The following is a 17,697-nucleotide window of genomic DNA, read 5'->3' on the forward strand; positions in this document are numbered from 1 at the left end:
AACAGCATCGAAGTACCTTCTGAAACCGATACTATAGTCGAATCTATCGTAATGGTCGCCATCGACGGAAATTTTGCAGGTTATGTTACCATTGCCGATGAACTTAAGGAAGATGCCCACCAAGCCATTATGCAAATACGTGAGGCTGGTATTTTAAAAATCATTATGCTTTCGGGCGATAAAGATTCAATTACGCAAAATGTTTCCAAAGAATTAAATATTGATTGGGCAAAAGGCGGCTTGTTACCAGAAGATAAGTTGAACGAGGTCGAAGAGCTCAAAAAACAACCTGAAACGAAAGTGGCATTCATAGGCGATGGTATTAATGATGCGCCTGTATTGGCAGCAAGTGGTGTAGGTATCGCAATGGGTGGTTTGGGTAGCGATGTTGCCATTGAGACGGCGGATGTTATCATCCAAACAGACCAACCAAGCAAGATTGCCAAGGCAATTAAAATTGGGCGTTCTACCCGAAGCATCGTTTGGCAAAATATTGGCTTGGCATTTGGGGTAAAAGTAATTGTGCTTATTCTCGGTGCAGGTGGTCTTGCCACAATGTGGGAAGCGGTGTTTGCCGATGTGGGTGTGGCGTTGCTTGCTATATTAAATGCGGTTCGGTTGCAACGGATGATTTGGAGTTAACGTACGGTAATAAAAAGTACATAGAGAGATGTTTTAAAACGCAAATGGTATACTGAATAATTTAATTTAAAGAAGTATCAGAAACCAACTAATAAAAGAAAATGAATGAGCAAATTCTACAACTCTTTCAGAGAATAATGTAATAGCTCACCCATATTCTATTCCGAAATTTGTGTAAAATAAAGCGAGGAGTAAATGGAGACAACTAATATATTCGAGACTAAAACTAAGGAGCAAAAAACGGGAATAAAAAAATCGTTTCCCGTAACAGGTATGACCTGTGCGTCTTGTGCAGCAAGCGTTGAATCTGTATTAAAACATACGGAAGGCGTTTTTGATGCAAGCGTAAATTTTGCCAATAGCTCTGTTCTTGTAGAGTACAACAAAGAGTTGAGTCCTAATCAACTGCAAAATGCACTTCGCGAAGTGGGCTATGATATTATCATTGATGCGGAGAATCCTTCGGAATTACAACAAGAACTACAGCAAAAGCACTATCAAGATATAAAAAATCGTACTATTTGGTCAGCCGTTCTTACGCTTCCCATTTTTGTATTAGGAATGTTTTTTATGCAATGGGAACCAGGTAAGTGGATTTCTTTACTATTGGCTTTCCCTATTCTGTTTTGGTTTGGGCGTAGTTTTTTTATCAATGCTTTCAAACAGGCCAAACGTGGCAAGGCGAATATGGATACCTTGGTCGCCTTGAGCACAGGTATTGCCTTTCTCTTCAGTGTTTTCAACACCCTCTTTCCTGAATTTTGGCTGAGTCGTGACATTGAACCCCACGTCTATTACGAAGCGGCCACGGTCATTATTACGTTCATTTCCCTTGGAAAATTATTGGAAGAAAAGGCCAAATCAAACACCTCTTCGGCCATTAAAAAGTTGATGGGATTACAACCCAAAACACTAAAAATCATTGAGAATGGGGAAGAAAAGGAGATTCCCATTTCGGCTGTGCAAGTAGGTCAAACTATTTTGGTGCGCCCAGGAGAAAAGATTCCTGTAGATGGAGAAGTTTCCAAAGGAAGCTCATATGTAGATGAAAGTATGATTACGGGAGAGCCTGTTCCCGTAGAAAAAACAAAAGATGAAAAAGTTTTCGCAGGAACGGTAAACCAAAAAGGAAGTTTTCAATTTACCGCTGAAAAAGTAGGTGGAGAAACCTTGCTTTCCCAAATCATTAAAATGGTTCAGGAAGCCCAAGGAAGTAAAGCACCTGTACAGAAACTGGTTGATAAAATCGCAGGAATATTTGTTCCGATTGTATTAGGGATTTCTGTTATTACCTTTATTGTTTGGATGTCGGCTGGAGGCGATAATGCATTTTCACAAGCCTTGTTGACATCTGTAGCAGTATTGGTTATAGCCTGTCCTTGTGCGTTAGGTTTGGCAACACCTACTGCCATTATGGTGGGTATTGGTAAAGGTGCAGAAAACAATATTCTTATAAAAGATGCCGAGAGTTTAGAACTCGGTCATAAAGTGAATGCGGTCATTCTCGACAAAACAGGTACAATTACAGAAGGGAAACCGTTAGTAACTGATATACATTGGAAGGATAAGCTTGAAAATCAAAATCAATACAAACAAATTCTTTTGGCAATAGAAGCACAATCAGAACATCCTTTGGCGGAAGCGGTAGTCAACCATTTAAAGGATGAAAAAGTTGAGCAAGCTGAAATTGCTTCTTTTGAAAGTATTACAGGGATGGGTGTAAAAGCTCAAGCAAAAAATGGTTCGCAATATTATGTGGGGAATCATAAACTAATGCTTGGGAAAAATATTCAAATCGATTCTTCCTTGATGCAAACAGCAGAAAGCCTCGAAGAGCAAGCGAAAACAGTCATTTTCTATGGAAATGATGAACAAGTGCTGGCGATACTCGCTATTGCAGACAAGATTAAGCAAACTTCAAAAAAGGCCATAGTAACGCTTCAAGAACGAGGCATCGAGGTTTATATGCTTACAGGAGATAATAATAAAACTGCATCTGCTGTCGCAAAACAAGTAGGAATAACAAATTTCCAAGGGGAAGTAATGCCTTCAGAGAAAGCAGTTTTTGTTGAAAAATTACAAGCCGATGGTAAAATAGTAGCTATGGTTGGTGATGGCATCAATGATTCCCACGCTTTGGCACAAGCCAATGTAAGTATCGCAATGGGTAAAGGTTCGGACATAGCAATGGACGTAGCGAAAATGACATTGATAACGTCAGATTTGCAATCCATTTCCAAGGCGTTGGAACTATCAAAGAAAACTGTTTTGGGTATCCGTCAGAATCTATTTTGGGCATTCATTTATAATCTCATTGGGATTCCAATTGCAGCAGGCGTTTTGTATCCCGTAAATGGATTTTTATTGGACCCAATGATTGCAGGAATGGCAATGGCTTTCAGTAGCGTATCTGTAGTTCTAAATAGCTTAAGGCTAAAACGAGTAAAACTTTAAGAGGCCGTTTTGAAAGGTATGGTTAGAATTTTTATAGATTATTTTTGATGCAGAACGAAATAAAATCTTTTAAGGATAGCAGGGCTATCGTTCAAAATTTTAACGAAGTAATGTGCAAAAAGAAGCATAAAAAAATAATTGATAACTTTTAAAATGACCTCTATTATTAATTATAAATTCAAATACAATGAAAACTTTAAAATTTAAAACAAATATCAATTGTGGTGGTTGCGTCTCTAAAGTAACCCCCTTTTTAAACAAGCAAGAAGGTGTAGAAAGTTGGGAAGTAGATACCACCAATCCAGATAAAATTTTAACCATTGAAAGCGATGGCGCTACCGAAGAAGATGTAAAGGCTACATTGCAAAAAGTAGGCTTTAAAGCGGAAGCCGTAGATTAATATTCTCGTTTTAATATGGTCTATATTTTAATTTTGGTTGTGATTCTTCTGTTTGCTATTCATTTTTATCGAAAAGCGAAGCGGCATAGCGTGAAGCCATTTCCAGAGCATTGGCACGAATTGTTGATGGATAATGTGCTCTACTACCGTAATCTTTCAAAAGAAAGGCAAGCCGCATTTCAGCAACGAATGATGCAATTCTTAAGTGAGGTGTATATTGATGGTGTGCAGTTGGAATTGGAAGAATTGGACAAAATTTTAGTTGCGGCAAGTGCAGTTATACCTGTGTTTGGCTTTAAAGAATGGCACTACACCAATTTAAGCGGTATTTTATTGTATCCAGATAATTTTAATGAAGATATGCAATTTAGCAGTAAGGATAACTCACGCAATATTGGTGGTATCGTTGGGAATGGACGTTTCGAGAAGCAAATGATTTTATCCAAAAAAGCATTGTATCACGGTTTTAAAAACACAACCGATAAAAGCAATACTGGCATACACGAATTCGTACATTTAATTGATAAGTTGGATGATAGAACAGATGGTGTGCCAGAACGATTATTAGAGCATCAATATGCCATTCCTTGGCTGAATTTAATCCATAAGGAAATGGAAGCGATTAATGATAATCATTCCGACATTCGTAAATATGGTGGTACAAACCAAGCAGAATTCTTTGCAGTAGCTTCAGAATATTTCTTCGAACGTCCAGACTTGCTTAAAAGGAAACATCCAGAGCTGTATAAAATGTTGGTGAAGTGTTTTAATCAAAGACTAGCAAATACAATTAAAAATTGACTACACTATCCAAGGCATCATCAGCTTCTTTATGTATAAAATTAGCTTGATAGTTCAATGTTGTTTTTAAATCGCTATGGCGGTATAGCTTTTGAAGCATTAAGGGGTGAATGCTATCACCAGCGATGTTACCAAAAGTATGCCTCGCAATGTGCATAGTGATTTTCTTATCTATTTTTGCCTTTTTAGCAATAGACTTTAGATTATCATTAAATTTCTTGGTAGCTGTCTTTCTTTTGTTATAGATGTCTTTAGCGTCATCGAGATTCGCTTTTTTCAATTCAGGGAAAACAAAATCCGTTGGGTATCTCTTATTGTCCCTGTAGTAGTCTAAAATTTTAAAAACTTTATCTGGTATTTTCAATGATAATAATTTCGAGTTTTTATTCATTCTATAATGCAACCTTTTATCGTAAATGTCGGACCACTTTGTCCACAATACATCGGTAACTCTCATTCCGGCAAAATTAAAACTGAAGAGCCAAACATTTCGCGTATGCATCTCACTTGATGTCAAATTCTTAAGAGCTTCTATGGCTCTTACTTCAATAATATTCAAACCAACCTTACTCGTTTCTGGAAACTTAATTTTAATCTTGTCGCCGCCAAAAGGGTATAATTCCCTACTAACTATCTTTAGCTTTATGGCTCTATTAAATAACAAGCGAATGAGAACTAAGACGTTCATCACAGAGGTTTCTGAGAGTCCGTGATTAGACTTCAAATATAACATCAGCTTTTTTAGAAAGCGTTCATCTATTTCCTGAAATGCGAGCTGCTTTGTTTTATTGAACTTTATGACATAGCTAATCAAAGCACTATCTGTTGATAGACGATTCAATTTTTTAGCAATTTCCAATTCGTCAAGATGCTCTTGAGCTAGTTCAAAAAAGGTAGAAGAATTTCCCGACGCATAAATCTCTTTTTTGATTTGATTGGCAGACGCATCTTTATATTCGGATTGCAAATCAATCAGTGCTTTATTTGCATTTGAGAGTTCTTTTGATAACAACTTGTTTAAACTGTCCGCGTTTTGATTTGATTTTTTTACCCGAATATTTTTTTCGTCCCAATCTTCTAAATCGATATAATGACCAACATATTGATATGTTGAACGACGATTTTTTGTGATTCGAATAGCTAATGGATAGAGTCCTTTACTGTTCGGTTTTTTGCGAAGAACTATCTTGGCGTTTGATGACATAATTGACCTGTTTTGAGTACGAAAGTCAAATCAGGTACAACATAGGTACAACATTGTGATTTTTGCTCAATTTTTGGTTTATACCTTTGATAAAGGTACGAAATTATTGGGCTTTTTAGGTACAACATAGGTACAACAAATGTTGATATTAACTGATATTATATGACTTTAAATAAAATGATTAAAAACATAAATCATTGAAAATGAGTTAATTTATGTTTTATTGGTGCAAGATATACCAGACTTAGGATCTAGTGCCGCAAGGTGTGAGAGTTCGAGTCTCTCCGCCTGTACAAAGAAAAAACCTCTGATGAAAGTCAGAGGTTTTTTTGTTTTAAACTCTTTTTCTATAGCTCATCCTTCTGGTAAACAGATTTATTTAAAAGGTTATTACATTAACTTCGTAATCTTTAATTGGCGTTACCTCCTGATCATTCAGAGGTTTACGTATTAGTTTTAAGATATGGAAATTTGGCATGTTTTGGTTAATGGGTTAAGATTAAAATCGGCATCTGAAGATTTACTTGAAAATATCTGGATAAATAACATTTTTGATAAGTTTTCAATTTTTGATTTAGCAAGCTTAGGAGCCACAGGCTTCAGGAATTGGACTATGCTAGAAGGCAGAACTGTGGATTGCATTGAGATTGTTGTAACGGATGAAAACTTACCTGATTGCGGATACGATTTGTTAAATAGAGCGTGGCTAGTTTCTGCGTTGTTTATTTTAAAGAATTATTCAAGATGTACGCCACTGGCATATTTAGATCATAGTTGGGTAAAGATTTCAGGAATTAACAAAACCGGACCTCTAGAAAATAATTTTATAGGAGGGCTTTTGGATGAGCATAAAGTAAACAATTGGGCTCCACAATCAAGTAAAACTCTCGTAGAAGATGAGGATTTAGCATGGATTCGTGATAATTACGAAAAGGTTAATAGATTAGCAAATGAATCCGATATCTTTAGAGAGGCAATTACAACAATATGCGACTGGCGAGCGCAACCTAATTATAGGGCTGCTATTGCATTATTGTGGTCTTCTATTGAAAGTATAGTTAAAGTAGATAGAGAAATTACTTTCCAATCTTCACTTTATATTTCTACAATATTAAATCCTAAAGGAGATTCTAGATACGAGGCTTTTAAAAAATTAAAAAAACTCTACGGTTTAAGATCACGAATAGTTCATGGAAGCCCTATAAAAGAGAAGGATGTAATTAAAGCGATGGCTGAATCTTATGATCTGCTTCGAGAACTTATATTTTATATGATCGAATTAAATGAGGAAATAACTAAAGATCATTTAGAAAAAGCATTGTTTTATAACTAAAAACTCCAACTCTCTACTTTCCGTTTCCGGTCTGAAAATTAGATAATACTCAATGATCATTTCTTTTTGAGAAATAAAAAAAGCCCCTCAAATGAGGGGCTTTAAAAAGGCGTTGCACTAAACTTAATACTCCAGAACTCCTTTTTCTTAATAATGAACGGAAAAACTTCCGTTTTCTACGGTATAAGTAGCGGTGTCAGAATCCATCGGTTTGCCGGTAAAATTAAAGCTTCCCTTGATGTGCTTACTCTCCGTATCATGGGTCTCGATAATCAGTTGGCCTGAATTCGCAAAAACAAAATCCTCGTCTGTTTTTTGGTATTTACCTTGTATACCTGTTTCGTAGCTGTATGTGCCGGCGCCAATATCCTGAGGTAAAAAAAGCTGAATGTCTTCGCCGTCACCCATACTGCCACTTAATAGTAAGGTGTTTGTAATTACAGTAATCTGCCCGTCAACAAATTGTGCCTTGAAGTCTTCCCCGTTTACAACAGCCGTAAAACTATTTGATGACACAGGACTGCTTGTGTTTGAATTTTGACAGGCAGTTAAGCTTAATAGCAGTAAAAGCGTTATAATCGCAAATGATTTAAATGTTTTCATAGGTTGAGGTTTAATGATTTAAATCCAGACAATGAGATTGGCCTCTTCAATTTTACCACTGCTGCCCATAGGGATGGCTTTAATTTTTACCAAATACTTGCCCTTGGTGAGTTTGCCGGGATAGGCGCCGTTTTCAAGCGGGTTCCCCTGTGCAAAAGTGAGCAGCGGGATAACATCAAAAGCTTCTACAGGTTCGAGCATTTCGCCCGGAAAAAAGGTAAGCGGTTCGCGCTTTACACTGCGCATGAGTTTGCCGTCTTTATAGATCTCGGTCACAAAGGTGAAGAGTGCCACCCCACGACCCTCGTGATCTTTGGCTAAGCCCGCTCCTTTAAAGTTAAATTGTATTTGGTGCTTACCTGTTTTAAAGTTTTTAAACAGGTCTACAACATTGCCTTCCGTAAGGCGAATTTCTACTGAAGATTTTCCGTTTACGAGCAGCTGGCCTGTAACCTGAGCTTTTTGGTTAAGCGAGAGGCTTCGGGTTAAACTGGTTTTTGAGATTTGTGCTTCCGCGAAAGCGATGCTAAAAACGATTGCTAAAAAGAGTGTTATTTTTTTCATGATGTTAAATTGAAATGGATTATTAAAAGGTTTAAAAGTTATTAGGCGTTTTTTTGGAGGATATTATTCGACCCAAATTTTGTCTATAGCATAATTGACTCCGGTGGCCGGAAAGCCATAAAATTGAATCAGCGCGCTATCTACATCGGCAATGTTAAAAGCAGACGGGCTCTCAGTCGTAGCGTCCTTGGTGGTTAGCTGTTCAAGCGGAATACTGATTACTTTTTCGCTGTTTACTCCCATAGCGTTTATTGAACCGTGAAAGGGGACGTGATTTTCTTTGTTGCCCCTCCAGAATGCGCGGTTTGCACCGTTAGACCACATATTGAGATATACCCGGGCAAAATTGCTTTCGCCTTTAAAGGCGATTTTGATGGTTTTGTATTGAGATAGATCCATATTCAGCGCCCGTTCCCTGTTGCCGCCATAGGTAATACTCATCGAACTTGCGGTGCCAAAGCCGGTACTGCTAATGAGCGCACCTTTTTGAATAGCGAGTTGAAAGAGTTGTTGATAGGGATTTTCGGTCACGTTATAGGTGATGTAGCGTGTGCCGCCCAGAATGTTCTCTCCGGGTTGTTCAATTTTTATTTTTTCGGCCTGTAGCGTCGTAATTTGTTTTAAGGGTCCGGTTGTAAAATCGTCCCAAATCTGTTGTGCTTCCGCGAAAGCGATGCTAAAAACGATTGCTAAAAGAAATAATATTTTTTTCATGATGCTAAATAGATGATTAAAGTTTAGAAATCGTTACACGACGGTTCAGGGCCTTAGCCGTGGCGCTACTTTCCGTTGAAACAGGCTCAGAAGATCCTTTTCCGGCAGTTTGAAGCCTCGAGCTATCTATACCAAATTGACCAACCAAAGCTTCTTTCACCGCTTCGGCTCTGCTTTCAGATAAAGGCACGTTCAAAGAAGCATCCCCGTCAGAATCGGTATGTCCGGTAATCAGGTAGTTGCCGTTAGCATCGCTTTGTATAGCTTGCGCGATTTGCTTGAGGCTGGCATATGAGGCAGGCTGAATGCTGGCACTACCGCTGTCAAAGGTGATTCCATAAGCGGTATGAGTGCCGTTTTTAAAGAGGCGCTCTCCACTCTCTACGCCGGTAGCAAATCTGACGTTGCCCAGATAGAAGTATTCATTTTCAGGACTTACGCTGCTTTCAAAGCGTAGCGTACGGTAATTAAGGTTGTCATCAGCCCCACGTGGAATATCGAGCACTTTATCCTGATCAACATAGACTTTAATGCGACTGCCTTTTTTTAAGATGGCGATGTGGTAGGGGATACCGCTTTTTCCGGTTTTTGAAAATGCAGGATGGTTGTTGCTTCCTGAAACATTCATCCCCTTTTGAGCAGTTTTCTTATCAAGTACTACTGCGCGGGCTGATGCCGAATTGCTCAGACTTATGGTGGTCACTTCTTTTCCGTAACTAAACTTGTCCATATACATATTGGGGTTTTCAAGTTCAGAGAGCACCACATTTACATAGCGTTTAAAGGCATAGGTGTCTGCGTCAAAATCGTAAAGCATATCAAACTCAAGCGTAAAGTCTTCCGGTAAATCCTGAGGAATCCCTTCAAACACATAAGTGCCCCAGCCGTTACCTATACGCAGCCATTTACCGGGAAGCGTTGAGAGTGTTACGACCTCTGCGCTGGAGTTGGTATTCCATTTTTGAGGTAAATCACCCACAGAATCTTCAGAGAAATCTTCAAAAGCCACCAGATTTGTACCCGGCACAAAGTCGTATTTGCTGTAGGCTTCAAAGCCCGCTTCGCCATAGCTTTCTGCAGTTTCATCAGGATAATCCATTTCTCCGGCTCCCATTTCGTCCATTTCCATATCGCTGCCGTCTATAGAAGGTATAGAATCACCTTCATCAAGGCCTAAAATTTTATCCACCTGTTTATCGGCTTTGTCTTCGAGGCTTTTCGTGGTTTTGTCCAGCTTCTGCTCGAGTTTTTTAGTCAGTTTTTTTAAGAATTGGGCTTCGGTGTTGCTGCTGTAGCACAAGGCCATCAAAAGCAGTAAAAAAGTAATGCGTCTCATAGTATTAAGTTTTAAGATTTACCTTTTATGCTTTCAGTATTAAAAGGTTAACATCATTTTTAAAAAATTGTATTTTTAGTTTTGAATGTTAACCTATTGCCCTAAGCTTCATAAATGATTGAAGAACCAACGCTTGAACAACTGAGAACGGGAGATGCTGCGGCCTACGCTAAAATTTATGAGGCCTATCGCAGTAGCTTTATTGGTTTTGCCAGGAAGTATGAACTTTCTGAAGACCAGATTTTAGAGGTCTATCAGGATAGTGTGGTAAAACTGTACGAGAACGTGATGAGCGGAAAGCTAAGCACCCTCACGAGTACGCTTAAAACATATTTGTTCAGCATTGGAAAATTTAAAATATATGAGCATTTGCGGTATAGTCAAAAGCGTATTACCCGCGATGAGTTAGACTTTCAAGGCGAAGCCTTTGAACAGCCTGATTTTGAAGAAACCCCGCTTAGTGAATGGCAAGTCTCTTTGCGAAAACATTTTGAAACCCTGGGAACGCGCTGCAAAATGCTGTTGACCTGCTTTTACCTCAAGGGAATGAGCCTGAAGGATATTCAGGAAGCAGAGCAGTATGAAAACATCAATACGGTTAAGGCTGCAAAATCCAGGTGTATGAAGCAGTTAAAAGAAAAAATGATCCCCTAGTCATGAATAGAGAAGAACTTGTTGAACGCTATTTTACAGGACGGCTTAGTGAAGACGAGGCCCGTCAACTTAATGATGCATTGCAAAAGGATGCTGCGTTTGCTGAAGAATTTGAGCTTGAAAAGGATTTGCAGGCTGCTCTAATAGATAAGGATAAGACCGCTCTCAAATCAAAGCTTGTAAGTCTGGAGGCCGAAAAATTCCCGAAAGATCAAAAATCTTCTAATCTAAAATGGTGGCGCTATGCCGCGGCTGCAATTTTAATTATCGGTTTGAGTCTGTTTGGAGCACTTTTTATGGGTGATCAGTCCACACCCGAAGAATTATATGCTGCCAATTTTGAGCCTTATCGCAATATTATCGCGCCTGTGGTGCGGGGCGAAAACACAGAAGGTTTACTTGAAAAAAGCTTTGCGCTGTATGAACGGGGTGACTACAATCAGGCTGAACAAGATTTTAGTACGTTGTATGAGGCAACCGGTGACCGGTATCTGTTATTTTACCGGGGTAACGCGCTTTTGGCTTTGGGACGCACCGAAGAAGCGATTACCATTTTTAAATCCCATCAGGAAACCCAAGATAATTTTTACTACAAGTCCAGATGGTATCTGGCATTGGCTTATTTAAAGATGGATAAGAAGTCTGAAGCTGTTTCCATTCTTGAGGAAATCGTTACCAATAACTCGTACAATGCTGACAAGGCAGAGGATTTGCTTAAAGAGCTTGAATACTAAATTTCTATTTTTAAATAATAGGATATAGCATTGTCGATTGGAATTTCCTTATAGGAATTCATTTGAGGTAACACGCTATATTTTAATTATTTAAACTAGATTGCGTATGTATTATTTCGATTTTGATTATAATCTTTAAAGACAGAAGTCATCTTAGACTTGATTATTGCTATGGATGCATTTATTGAACAATCAAAAAAATGGTTAAAAAGGAATATGACATGGGTTTATTTCACTCTGTCTTTGATCCTTATTTTATTTCCGAATTCTATCTTTTCACCATTTGGTGAAGTTGCTAATAGAGTTATTGAAAAAATTGGTTTTGTTGCTTTAACCTCAGGTGTTTTTGCTGGAGTTTTAAAATCAATTCAGTTTTCAGGTTTATTTAAGGAAGAACTAACGAGAGTAATATCTGGATCTGATTTTCTAAATAATAGGAAAGATTTACCTGAGTTATGGAAACGAATATCAAAAACAATTTATTTTGAAAAATTTCCTGAAATAGGCTCTCAATTAGAGGATCGAATTCTTGAAACGTATTTTCCTATGAATAAGAATCATTACAATGAAGATGTAGTTGTTTCAATAGTAATTCATAGTATAACAGATGATTTTGTTATAAACTATACCCAAACTATGGAATACTGTGCAGTACTAGATTCTGAAAGTAATTCTTCTGTTGTTCAATACACTCAATCAATTACGGATAATACAGCAGTAGATGAAAAAAATGATTTATTGCTCTTTGAAGTTGATGGCATTGATCGTAAGGATAATCGGGTTAGTGACGACAATATTGAAAAGGATGGTAAGAAAAAGTATTTTTATAGTGTAAACATTGAGGGTAAAAAAAGGTTTAAAATTCTTTTGAGATTTCAAAATACTTATTCTCTGAAAGGAGAAAATTTCAAATTGCTTAGATTTAATACAATTACGCGTAATGTTGACGTTACAGTATCACACCCAGAAGATGTTGAAGTTTCTTTTTTTAATATTGGCCTAATTAATGATTTTAAACCTATTCATACTGATATCAAAAACTCATTAAGTAGGAGGCATAGAGAAGATATAATACTTCCAAAACAGGGTTTTGGACTTAGTTTTAACAAAAGATAAATCAGAATAACTAAAGTGAATGTATATATTTGTTTGAACATCAATTACTCAATCATTTAAAAGACTAGATTATTATGGAAAAAAGTAAAGAATTATTAACGGTAGTGATGGATTACTAGGATAAGCAAAATCCTTAGAAATAAAAACAAAAGCTGGATTCACATCCAGCTTTTGTGTTTTTAAAAATAGCACAATCTCATGAAGTGCATAATTGAAAATAGCGAGGGTAAGTTCTTACTATTTTTTAATTTTCAGACCATTATTAAGAAAGAAGAATTGTTTAAAGAGGCTGTGTTAAAACAGTTTGAAACTACCGAAGAGCTCAACAGTTTTTTCTAAGTGACTGGAAAAATGGGGTAATAGCTTAGCAAGCTTTTAATCTACTATTTACCAAAATAGTTAAATTAGAGTTTCATTTTTACGTGCTTATGAGAACAACTTTTAGAATATTCGTGTTAGTGCTAGGCTTTATAAGTCAGGGATTACAGGCACAGTTTGCAACCCGAAACCTATATTAGGAACAGGCCGCTGAATCTTTTGTGCCCTTAAAATATATAGACGCTGATGGGAATAGTATTGAGGGATATGGTTTCCCCAACCCTACAGCAGCAGATGCCATTGTTTTTACCGCAACTAAGCCGGAAGGAACAACAAAAGACTGGAAATCTGTCAAGGTGCGATACGTGGAGTTGTATAAAAAAGACAATTTGATAGACGCCCTTAAAGAAGTGATGGGCAAACGCTATGTCGATTCGCTGGTGCCTAAAGAAAAGCAGGAAAAAGCAGCCGCTTCAGCCGAGATTGATACAGTCAAACTGTATTATCTGCGAAAGATGAAAGGTGCGGTGGGTAATGGTCTTAACGAACTCGTTTACGATTACGGAGACATTCGTGTTTTTAGAGCTTTGAACTGGAAGGGTTATTATGCGATTCACGATCTCATCTTTATCCAAACCGGGGATGCCTCGGTTTATGATAGTGACACATACTTCCTCAACTACAATAACGAAAAAGCTTTCAAACGATCTGCTGAACGTATTTTTAGCGATTGCCCGAAGCTTTTAGAACAGATTGAAGCGGGTAACTACTATCCCAAACTTCCGCAGCATTATAAAAAACTTGCCAAAGATTATCTGGAGCTTTGCAAAGGTTAAGAAGCCAAATGCTCCTTAAAAAAAGCAATCGTGCGTTCCCAGGCTAATTCGGCAGCTTCTTTGTCATAGCGTGGTGTCGTGGTATTGTGAAATCCGTGATTGACATCCGGGTACATAAACATCCCGTACTCTTTGCTGTATTCTTTCAGCTTGGCTTCATAAGCGGGCCAGCCGGCATTTATACGCTCGTCAAGCCCGGCGTATTGCAATAACAACGGAGCCTGTATCTGGTCAACGTCTTCAGTAGGTTGCCCGCCGTAAAAAGGTACCGATGCAGCAAGATCAGGAACTTTAACCGCCATCATATTAGAGATCGATCCGCCAAAGCAAAAGCCTACAACACCTACTTTACCGTTACAGTCCGGGTGAGATTTCAGGTATTCATACGCGGCTATAAAATCTTCGAGCATTTCTTTACTATCCCGCTGGCGTTGCAGGGCCCGGCCCTCATCGTCATTACCGGGATAACCGCCCAGCGGAGTCAGGGCGTCAGGTGCGATGGTGATAAAGCCTGCAAGCGCTGCCTGTCGGGCTGTGTCTTCGATATAGGGGTTGAGTCCTCGATTTTCGTGAACCACCACAATACCGCCTAGTTTTTCCGTAGCATTTTTAGGTTTTGAAAGCAGAGCTTTGATTTCACCGCCTCCTTTGGGAGAATTATAAGTCATGTAGTCTGACTCCAAATCGGGATGATTGGGATCAACCAGCATGGTGTTTTTATAATCGGGCATAAGAAAACTCAGCAAAGCAGGTACAGTAACACTTCCTGCCGCAAAGAGTGAAAGCTTTTCTACAAATTCCCGGCGTTCCAGTTTGTTATGCGCATAGGCATCATAGAGATCGAAAACTTCCTGACTGATATCTTCTTTTTTAAGCTTTTTCATAGGTGAAATATTTTAGGCGAATCTATTGAGTGATATACATTACAGCGGAATCCTCTATGTATTTTGAAGGGTTAAAAACCGAATCAAAATTTGCATCTACCTGATCTATACTTTTTTCCAAACCCCTCAATTCGCTTCTAAATTCTTCTGCAAATGATTCATTTTTGGCAAATGTATTTATCAGCTCTTTATACTTTGCAATATTCCCCTTCATGCGAAGGGTTAATTGGCCAAAACGAAGTCGCAACGACTGGGTCTTCACCATAAAACGTTCTACCTCGGCCAGCCATTCTTTGGTATTTTGATTTTCTTTTTGGTTTATGGAATTACTGATGACTTTCCTTACTTTATTCTTTAGTGTTTCCCTTTCGCTGTCTAGTGTAGCTACCTGATATTGATTTAGGGTATTCACATCAATGCTATAATACGCAGCCTGTTCCTGAAGCAAGCGCTTATATTCGTTTTCAAGTTTATTCAGCTCTTCATTGATGCTTTGCCATTCGTTATCGATGATACTCTGCTGCTGGCTAAACTGACTTGCCGTATTGAGCACATGAAGCATTTGAGGAGTCTTATCACGCAAGTCCCTTCCGGCACCGCCTACAAGATCAATCGCGGTAGAAATTCCGGTAGAAAAGGTTTGGTACAAAGAACCGTATAAAGGAACCTGACTGGAAGGTTCATTCAGCATGGTAAGGCTGTTGTTGATTAAATCGAGCCAGTTGTCTTTTCCTTTTTTGCGGGAATACCAGTCCTCATACTCCTTATACCATTGTTTGTAAGAGTTGTATTGAGTAGGATTATTCATTGCGGCCACTTTGCTGAAAAATTCCTGAGAAGAAAGTAAAAGGTTGCTGGGCTTTATGTCGCGGTGAATGCTCATCAACTCGGTAAAGGCGAGCTGTCCGTTTAATTTAAGTTGAATTTTTTTGGAATTTTCGAGCAGGGTAATGCGGTTTTCCTGTTTTGAAATAATGCTGTCCAAACTGCCTAAACGCTGGCTTGTACTATTAGGGTTGAGGTCTGAGAATTCATTTTGCAGGGATTTTAATTTTACCGCATTTGCTTCAAGCTGTTTGTTGAGATTAAGGAGCAGGGAATCGCGCTCTTTGATTATCTGGGCAGTAACCTGATCTTGCGCCACAGCGCTAAGGCTTAGTAACAAACAGCTTAGGAAGCCAAAAAATCGTATCATCTATAACGAAGGTTTTAAAGTATATTCCAAAAATAGGAAATAAAGCCTTCCGATTTTTAGTGCTTCTGCTTCAAGTACTAATCCTGCTCTGCCTGCCTAAAATTTGGAAACCCGTTTTCATCCCATTCAATGATTCGGGCTCGGGTATGCCTATTAAAATCGTAAAGCGAATTGCCGCGCACCTGCTCATAAACCCGTGCATGGTAAATCATCACATCACGTTTACCGTCTTCAGATTTTGTAAACGAGTTATGACCGGGGCCAAAACGGCGCACTTCAGCATTCGTAGAAAAAATAGGAGTTTCAGATTTGTTCCAGGATTCGGGATTCATCAAATCAGAATCCATATCGGCCCAAAGTAAACCAACGGCATAATTAGAGTCTGTAGCACTGGCCGAATAGGTTAAAAACAATTTATCTCCGTGTTTAATAACCGCGGGACCTTCATTGACCTTGTAGCCTATAAGCTCCCAGTCGTATTTGGGATAGGTGATGATGAGCTCTTTTCCGGTAATGCTGGTAGGGGAGTCCATCTCAGCTAATACGAGGGATGTGCCTTCATACGGACTTTTGGCCTGAGCCCAGCACAAATAGCGTTTGCCGTTGTGTTCAAAGGTAGTGGCATCTAAAGAGAACGAATCCTCTTCGGTGGTGATCTGGCCTTCTTCTTTCCAGGTTCCTTCAGTAGGATCTGCCGCATCTGTAGAAAGGGCAAACATGCGTATCTTCCAGACGTCTTCTACTTCGCCTGCCGCAAAATAGACATACCATTTACCAGCTACTTTATGAAGCTCAGGAGCCCAAATGTGCGCACCCATTTTACCAGTCTCGTGCTTGGTCCAGATTACTTTCGTCTCTGCCGTACCCAAACCGTTTATCGTATTTGATTTTCTGATTTCGATGCGGTCATACTCCGGTGCCGTGGCGATAAAATAATAGGTGCCGTCGCTGTCTTTATACACCCAGGGATCTGCCCGTTGCGGAACGATGGGATTGATATAAGGCAGTTCTGCACAGTTGTCAACGGTGTTGGCTGAGGCTACACCAGTGGTTTGTGCAGTTGAGCAGGAAGTAAAAGCAATAAGGCCTGCTGTAAACAGAAAAGCCTTGCGGTAAAAGGAAATGAAATTATGCATAATTCCGGTTTAGTTTTTAAATGTAATAAAAACATTTAAAAATGAAAATAAAAAATGCTTCGACCGGAGCGCTTCGGTTTAAGCCGATTTGATAAAACGGTTAATGTCTTTATTGTTACCGTATAAAACGAGAATGTCGCCTTTTTCCAAAACGAGAGAAGGTGTGGCCACGCTTTGTACATCAACGATTGTTTTGGTATTGCCAATGTTCGTATCGACCTGCGCGTTTTTGAGCGTGGTAAGCACCAGTAGATTATAGCGTTCGCGAAACTGAACATCTTCAACCGTTTTATTCTCGTATTTTCTGGGCAGTTTTACTTCAACAATGCTGAAATAATCATTGAGTTCGAAGGAGTCTACCACCCCGTGCATACATAATTTTTTGGCCCAGCGCTCCGCACTTTCCTGCTCCGGGTGCACGATTTCATCAACCCCAATGGCATTCAGTACATTTTCGTGCAGGTTGTTTACGGCCCGGCTGATGAGTTTTTTGACTTTCAAATTCTTGAGCAGGGCACTTACCATCACATTGGTTCCCTGATTTTCGCCAATAGCCACAATCACAATATCGGTGTCTTTCAGAGGCAGTCCGTTTACAGTATGCTCGTCTGTGGCATCGAGGCAAATGGTATGTGATATTTTTTCTTTAAAGGCCTCAACCTTCTGCATATTGATATCAATACCTATGACTTCATTGCCCTGTGCGGTGAGTTTTTCGGCCAAAGAAGCACCAAAACTGCCCAATCCAATAATGATATATTTCATAAACGAAT

The 17,697-nt window shown here is 38.9% G+C and carries 19 protein-coding genes; 10 read left to right on the forward strand and 9 right to left on the reverse strand.

What is annotated here, in order from left to right; translation table 11 throughout:
• From CJ305_RS17645 to CJ305_RS17660, 4 genes are all read left to right on the forward strand, one after another.
• Positions 1–642: HAD-IC family P-type ATPase (locus CJ305_RS17645; RefSeq protein ID WP_143469413.1), on the forward strand; the 642-nt coding region annotated here is incomplete at its 5' end.
• A gap of 195 nt (positions 643–837) precedes the next feature.
• Entirely contained in the window at positions 838–3,096 is a 2,259-nt protein-coding gene (locus CJ305_RS17650; RefSeq protein WP_099647621.1) for a heavy metal translocating P-type ATPase, read from the forward strand.
• Between the two features lie 187 nt (positions 3,097–3,283).
• The gene (locus tag CJ305_RS17655; protein ID WP_099647622.1) at positions 3,284–3,496 is read left to right on the forward strand and encodes a heavy-metal-associated domain-containing protein; all 213 of its coding nucleotides are present in this window, start codon (positions 3,284–3,286) and stop codon (positions 3,494–3,496) included.
• A gap of 15 nt (positions 3,497–3,511) precedes the next feature.
• Positions 3,512–4,297: a M90 family metallopeptidase gene (locus CJ305_RS17660; RefSeq protein ID WP_099647623.1), complete on the forward strand. Its 786-nt coding sequence runs from the start codon at positions 3,512–3,514 to the stop codon at positions 4,295–4,297.
• On the opposite strand, the gene CJ305_RS17665 is transcribed toward CJ305_RS17660, so the two are convergent.
• Positions 4,287–5,501, reverse strand: a complete 1,215-nt coding sequence (locus CJ305_RS17665) for a site-specific integrase (RefSeq protein WP_099647624.1) — start codon at positions 5,499–5,501, stop codon at positions 4,287–4,289. The two genes, CJ305_RS17660 and CJ305_RS17665, sit on opposite strands and share 11 nt — an antisense overlap.
• Positions 5,502–5,964: 463 nt before the next feature.
• On the opposite strand from CJ305_RS17665, the gene CJ305_RS17670 reads away from it, so the two are divergent.
• Positions 5,965–6,834: a HEPN domain-containing protein gene (locus CJ305_RS17670; RefSeq protein WP_099647625.1), complete on the forward strand. Its 870-nt coding sequence runs from the start codon at positions 5,965–5,967 to the stop codon at positions 6,832–6,834.
• 147 nt (positions 6,835–6,981) lie between these two features.
• On the opposite strand, the gene CJ305_RS17675 is transcribed toward CJ305_RS17670, so the two are convergent.
• From CJ305_RS17675 to CJ305_RS17690, 4 genes are all read right to left on the reverse strand, one after another.
• Entirely contained in the window at positions 6,982–7,437 is a 456-nt protein-coding gene (locus CJ305_RS17675) for a DUF6252 domain-containing protein (protein ID WP_099647626.1), read from the reverse strand.
• Between the two features lie 18 nt (positions 7,438–7,455).
• Complete coding sequence (locus tag CJ305_RS17680; RefSeq protein WP_099647627.1) at positions 7,456–8,001, reverse strand: hypothetical protein; 546 nt, start codon at positions 7,999–8,001, stop codon at positions 7,456–7,458.
• Between the two features lie 63 nt (positions 8,002–8,064).
• Positions 8,065–8,715 carry a hypothetical protein gene (locus CJ305_RS17685; protein ID WP_099647628.1) on the reverse strand — a complete coding sequence of 217 codons (651 nt, stop codon included), beginning with the start codon at positions 8,713–8,715 and terminating at the stop codon, positions 8,065–8,067.
• Between the two features lie 16 nt (positions 8,716–8,731).
• Positions 8,732–10,051 (reverse strand): OmpA family protein, encoded by a 1,320-nt coding sequence (locus CJ305_RS17690; RefSeq protein ID WP_099647629.1) that lies wholly within the window; start codon positions 10,049–10,051, stop codon positions 8,732–8,734.
• Between the two features lie 114 nt (positions 10,052–10,165).
• Between CJ305_RS17690 and CJ305_RS17695 the strand changes: the two genes are divergently transcribed.
• The 5 genes from CJ305_RS17695 to CJ305_RS17710 all read left to right on the forward strand — a co-directional run bounded on the left by CJ305_RS17695 (position 10,166) and on the right by CJ305_RS17710 (position 13,709).
• Positions 10,166–10,705 carry an RNA polymerase sigma factor gene (locus CJ305_RS17695; protein ID WP_099647630.1) on the forward strand — a complete coding sequence of 180 codons (540 nt, stop codon included), beginning with the start codon at positions 10,166–10,168 and terminating at the stop codon, positions 10,703–10,705.
• Positions 10,706–10,707: 2 nt separating this feature from the next.
• Entirely contained in the window at positions 10,708–11,439 is a 732-nt protein-coding gene (locus tag CJ305_RS17700; protein WP_099647631.1) for a tetratricopeptide repeat protein, read from the forward strand.
• Positions 11,440–11,610: 171 nt separating this feature from the next.
• Entirely contained in the window at positions 11,611–12,555 is a 945-nt protein-coding gene (locus CJ305_RS17705) for a hypothetical protein (RefSeq protein ID WP_099647632.1), read from the forward strand.
• A 198-nt stretch (positions 12,556–12,753) separates the two neighbouring features.
• Positions 12,754–12,894 (forward strand): hypothetical protein, encoded by a 141-nt coding sequence (locus CJ305_RS19515; protein WP_189319487.1) that lies wholly within the window; start codon positions 12,754–12,756, stop codon positions 12,892–12,894.
• 200 nt (positions 12,895–13,094) lie between these two features.
• Positions 13,095–13,709 carry a hypothetical protein gene (locus tag CJ305_RS17710; RefSeq protein WP_099647633.1) on the forward strand — a complete coding sequence of 205 codons (615 nt, stop codon included), beginning with the start codon at positions 13,095–13,097 and terminating at the stop codon, positions 13,707–13,709.
• Here the strand turns inward: CJ305_RS17710 and CJ305_RS17715 are convergent.
• The 4 genes from CJ305_RS17715 to CJ305_RS17730 all read right to left on the reverse strand — a co-directional run bounded on the left by CJ305_RS17715 (position 13,706) and on the right by CJ305_RS17730 (position 17,689).
• Positions 13,706–14,593 (reverse strand): dienelactone hydrolase family protein, encoded by an 888-nt coding sequence (locus CJ305_RS17715; RefSeq protein ID WP_099647634.1) that lies wholly within the window; start codon positions 14,591–14,593, stop codon positions 13,706–13,708. The two genes, CJ305_RS17710 and CJ305_RS17715, sit on opposite strands and share 4 nt — an antisense overlap.
• 22 nt (positions 14,594–14,615) lie before the next feature.
• Positions 14,616–15,788, reverse strand: a complete 1,173-nt coding sequence (locus tag CJ305_RS17720; protein ID WP_099647635.1) for a hypothetical protein — start codon at positions 15,786–15,788, stop codon at positions 14,616–14,618.
• Positions 15,789–15,865: 77 nt separating this feature from the next.
• Entirely contained in the window at positions 15,866–16,924 is a 1,059-nt protein-coding gene (locus CJ305_RS17725; RefSeq protein WP_099647636.1) for a glycoside hydrolase family 43 protein, read from the reverse strand.
• Positions 16,925–17,002: 78 nt separating this feature from the next.
• Positions 17,003–17,689, reverse strand: a complete 687-nt coding sequence (locus CJ305_RS17730; protein WP_099647637.1) for a potassium channel family protein — start codon at positions 17,687–17,689, stop codon at positions 17,003–17,005.
• Positions 17,690–17,697: the final 8 nt, after the last annotated feature.

The organism is Leeuwenhoekiella nanhaiensis, assembly GCF_002744755.1.
Classification (GTDB): Bacteria; Bacteroidota; Bacteroidia; order Flavobacteriales; family Flavobacteriaceae; genus Leeuwenhoekiella; species Leeuwenhoekiella nanhaiensis.

What these genes read in the sequence shown, in the direction of transcription:
- CJ305_RS17650 (WP_099647621.1), top strand. Translation starts at nt 838, where the DNA reads ATGGAGACAACTAATATATTCGAGACTAAAACTAAGGAGCAAAAAACG.
- CJ305_RS17655 (WP_099647622.1), top strand. Translation starts at nt 3,284, where the DNA reads ATGAAAACTTTAAAATTTAAAACAAATATCAATTGTGGTGGTTGCGTC.
- CJ305_RS17660 (WP_099647623.1), top strand. Translation starts at nt 3,512, where the DNA reads ATGGTCTATATTTTAATTTTGGTTGTGATTCTTCTGTTTGCTATTCAT.
- CJ305_RS17665 (WP_099647624.1), bottom strand. Translation starts at nt 5,501, where the DNA reads ATGTCATCAAACGCCAAGATAGTTCTTCGCAAAAAACCGAACAGTAAA.
- CJ305_RS17670 (WP_099647625.1), top strand. Translation starts at nt 5,965, where the DNA reads ATGGAAATTTGGCATGTTTTGGTTAATGGGTTAAGATTAAAATCGGCA.
- CJ305_RS17675 (WP_099647626.1), bottom strand. Translation starts at nt 7,437, where the DNA reads ATGAAAACATTTAAATCATTTGCGATTATAACGCTTTTACTGCTATTA.
- CJ305_RS17680 (WP_099647627.1), bottom strand. Translation starts at nt 8,001, where the DNA reads ATGAAAAAAATAACACTCTTTTTAGCAATCGTTTTTAGCATCGCTTTC.
- CJ305_RS17685 (WP_099647628.1), bottom strand. Translation starts at nt 8,715, where the DNA reads ATGAAAAAAATATTATTTCTTTTAGCAATCGTTTTTAGCATCGCTTTC.
- CJ305_RS17690 (WP_099647629.1), bottom strand. Translation starts at nt 10,051, where the DNA reads ATGAGACGCATTACTTTTTTACTGCTTTTGATGGCCTTGTGCTACAGC.
- CJ305_RS17695 (WP_099647630.1), top strand. Translation starts at nt 10,166, where the DNA reads ATGATTGAAGAACCAACGCTTGAACAACTGAGAACGGGAGATGCTGCG.
- CJ305_RS17700 (WP_099647631.1), top strand. Translation starts at nt 10,708, where the DNA reads ATGAATAGAGAAGAACTTGTTGAACGCTATTTTACAGGACGGCTTAGT.
- CJ305_RS17705 (WP_099647632.1), top strand. Translation starts at nt 11,611, where the DNA reads ATGGATGCATTTATTGAACAATCAAAAAAATGGTTAAAAAGGAATATG.
- CJ305_RS19515 (WP_189319487.1), top strand. Translation starts at nt 12,754, where the DNA reads ATGAAGTGCATAATTGAAAATAGCGAGGGTAAGTTCTTACTATTTTTT.
- CJ305_RS17715 (WP_099647634.1), bottom strand. Translation starts at nt 14,593, where the DNA reads ATGAAAAAGCTTAAAAAAGAAGATATCAGTCAGGAAGTTTTCGATCTC.
- CJ305_RS17720 (WP_099647635.1), bottom strand. Translation starts at nt 15,788, where the DNA reads ATGATACGATTTTTTGGCTTCCTAAGCTGTTTGTTACTAAGCCTTAGC.
- CJ305_RS17725 (WP_099647636.1), bottom strand. Translation starts at nt 16,924, where the DNA reads ATGCATAATTTCATTTCCTTTTACCGCAAGGCTTTTCTGTTTACAGCA.
- CJ305_RS17730 (WP_099647637.1), bottom strand. Translation starts at nt 17,689, where the DNA reads ATGAAATATATCATTATTGGATTGGGCAGTTTTGGTGCTTCTTTGGCC.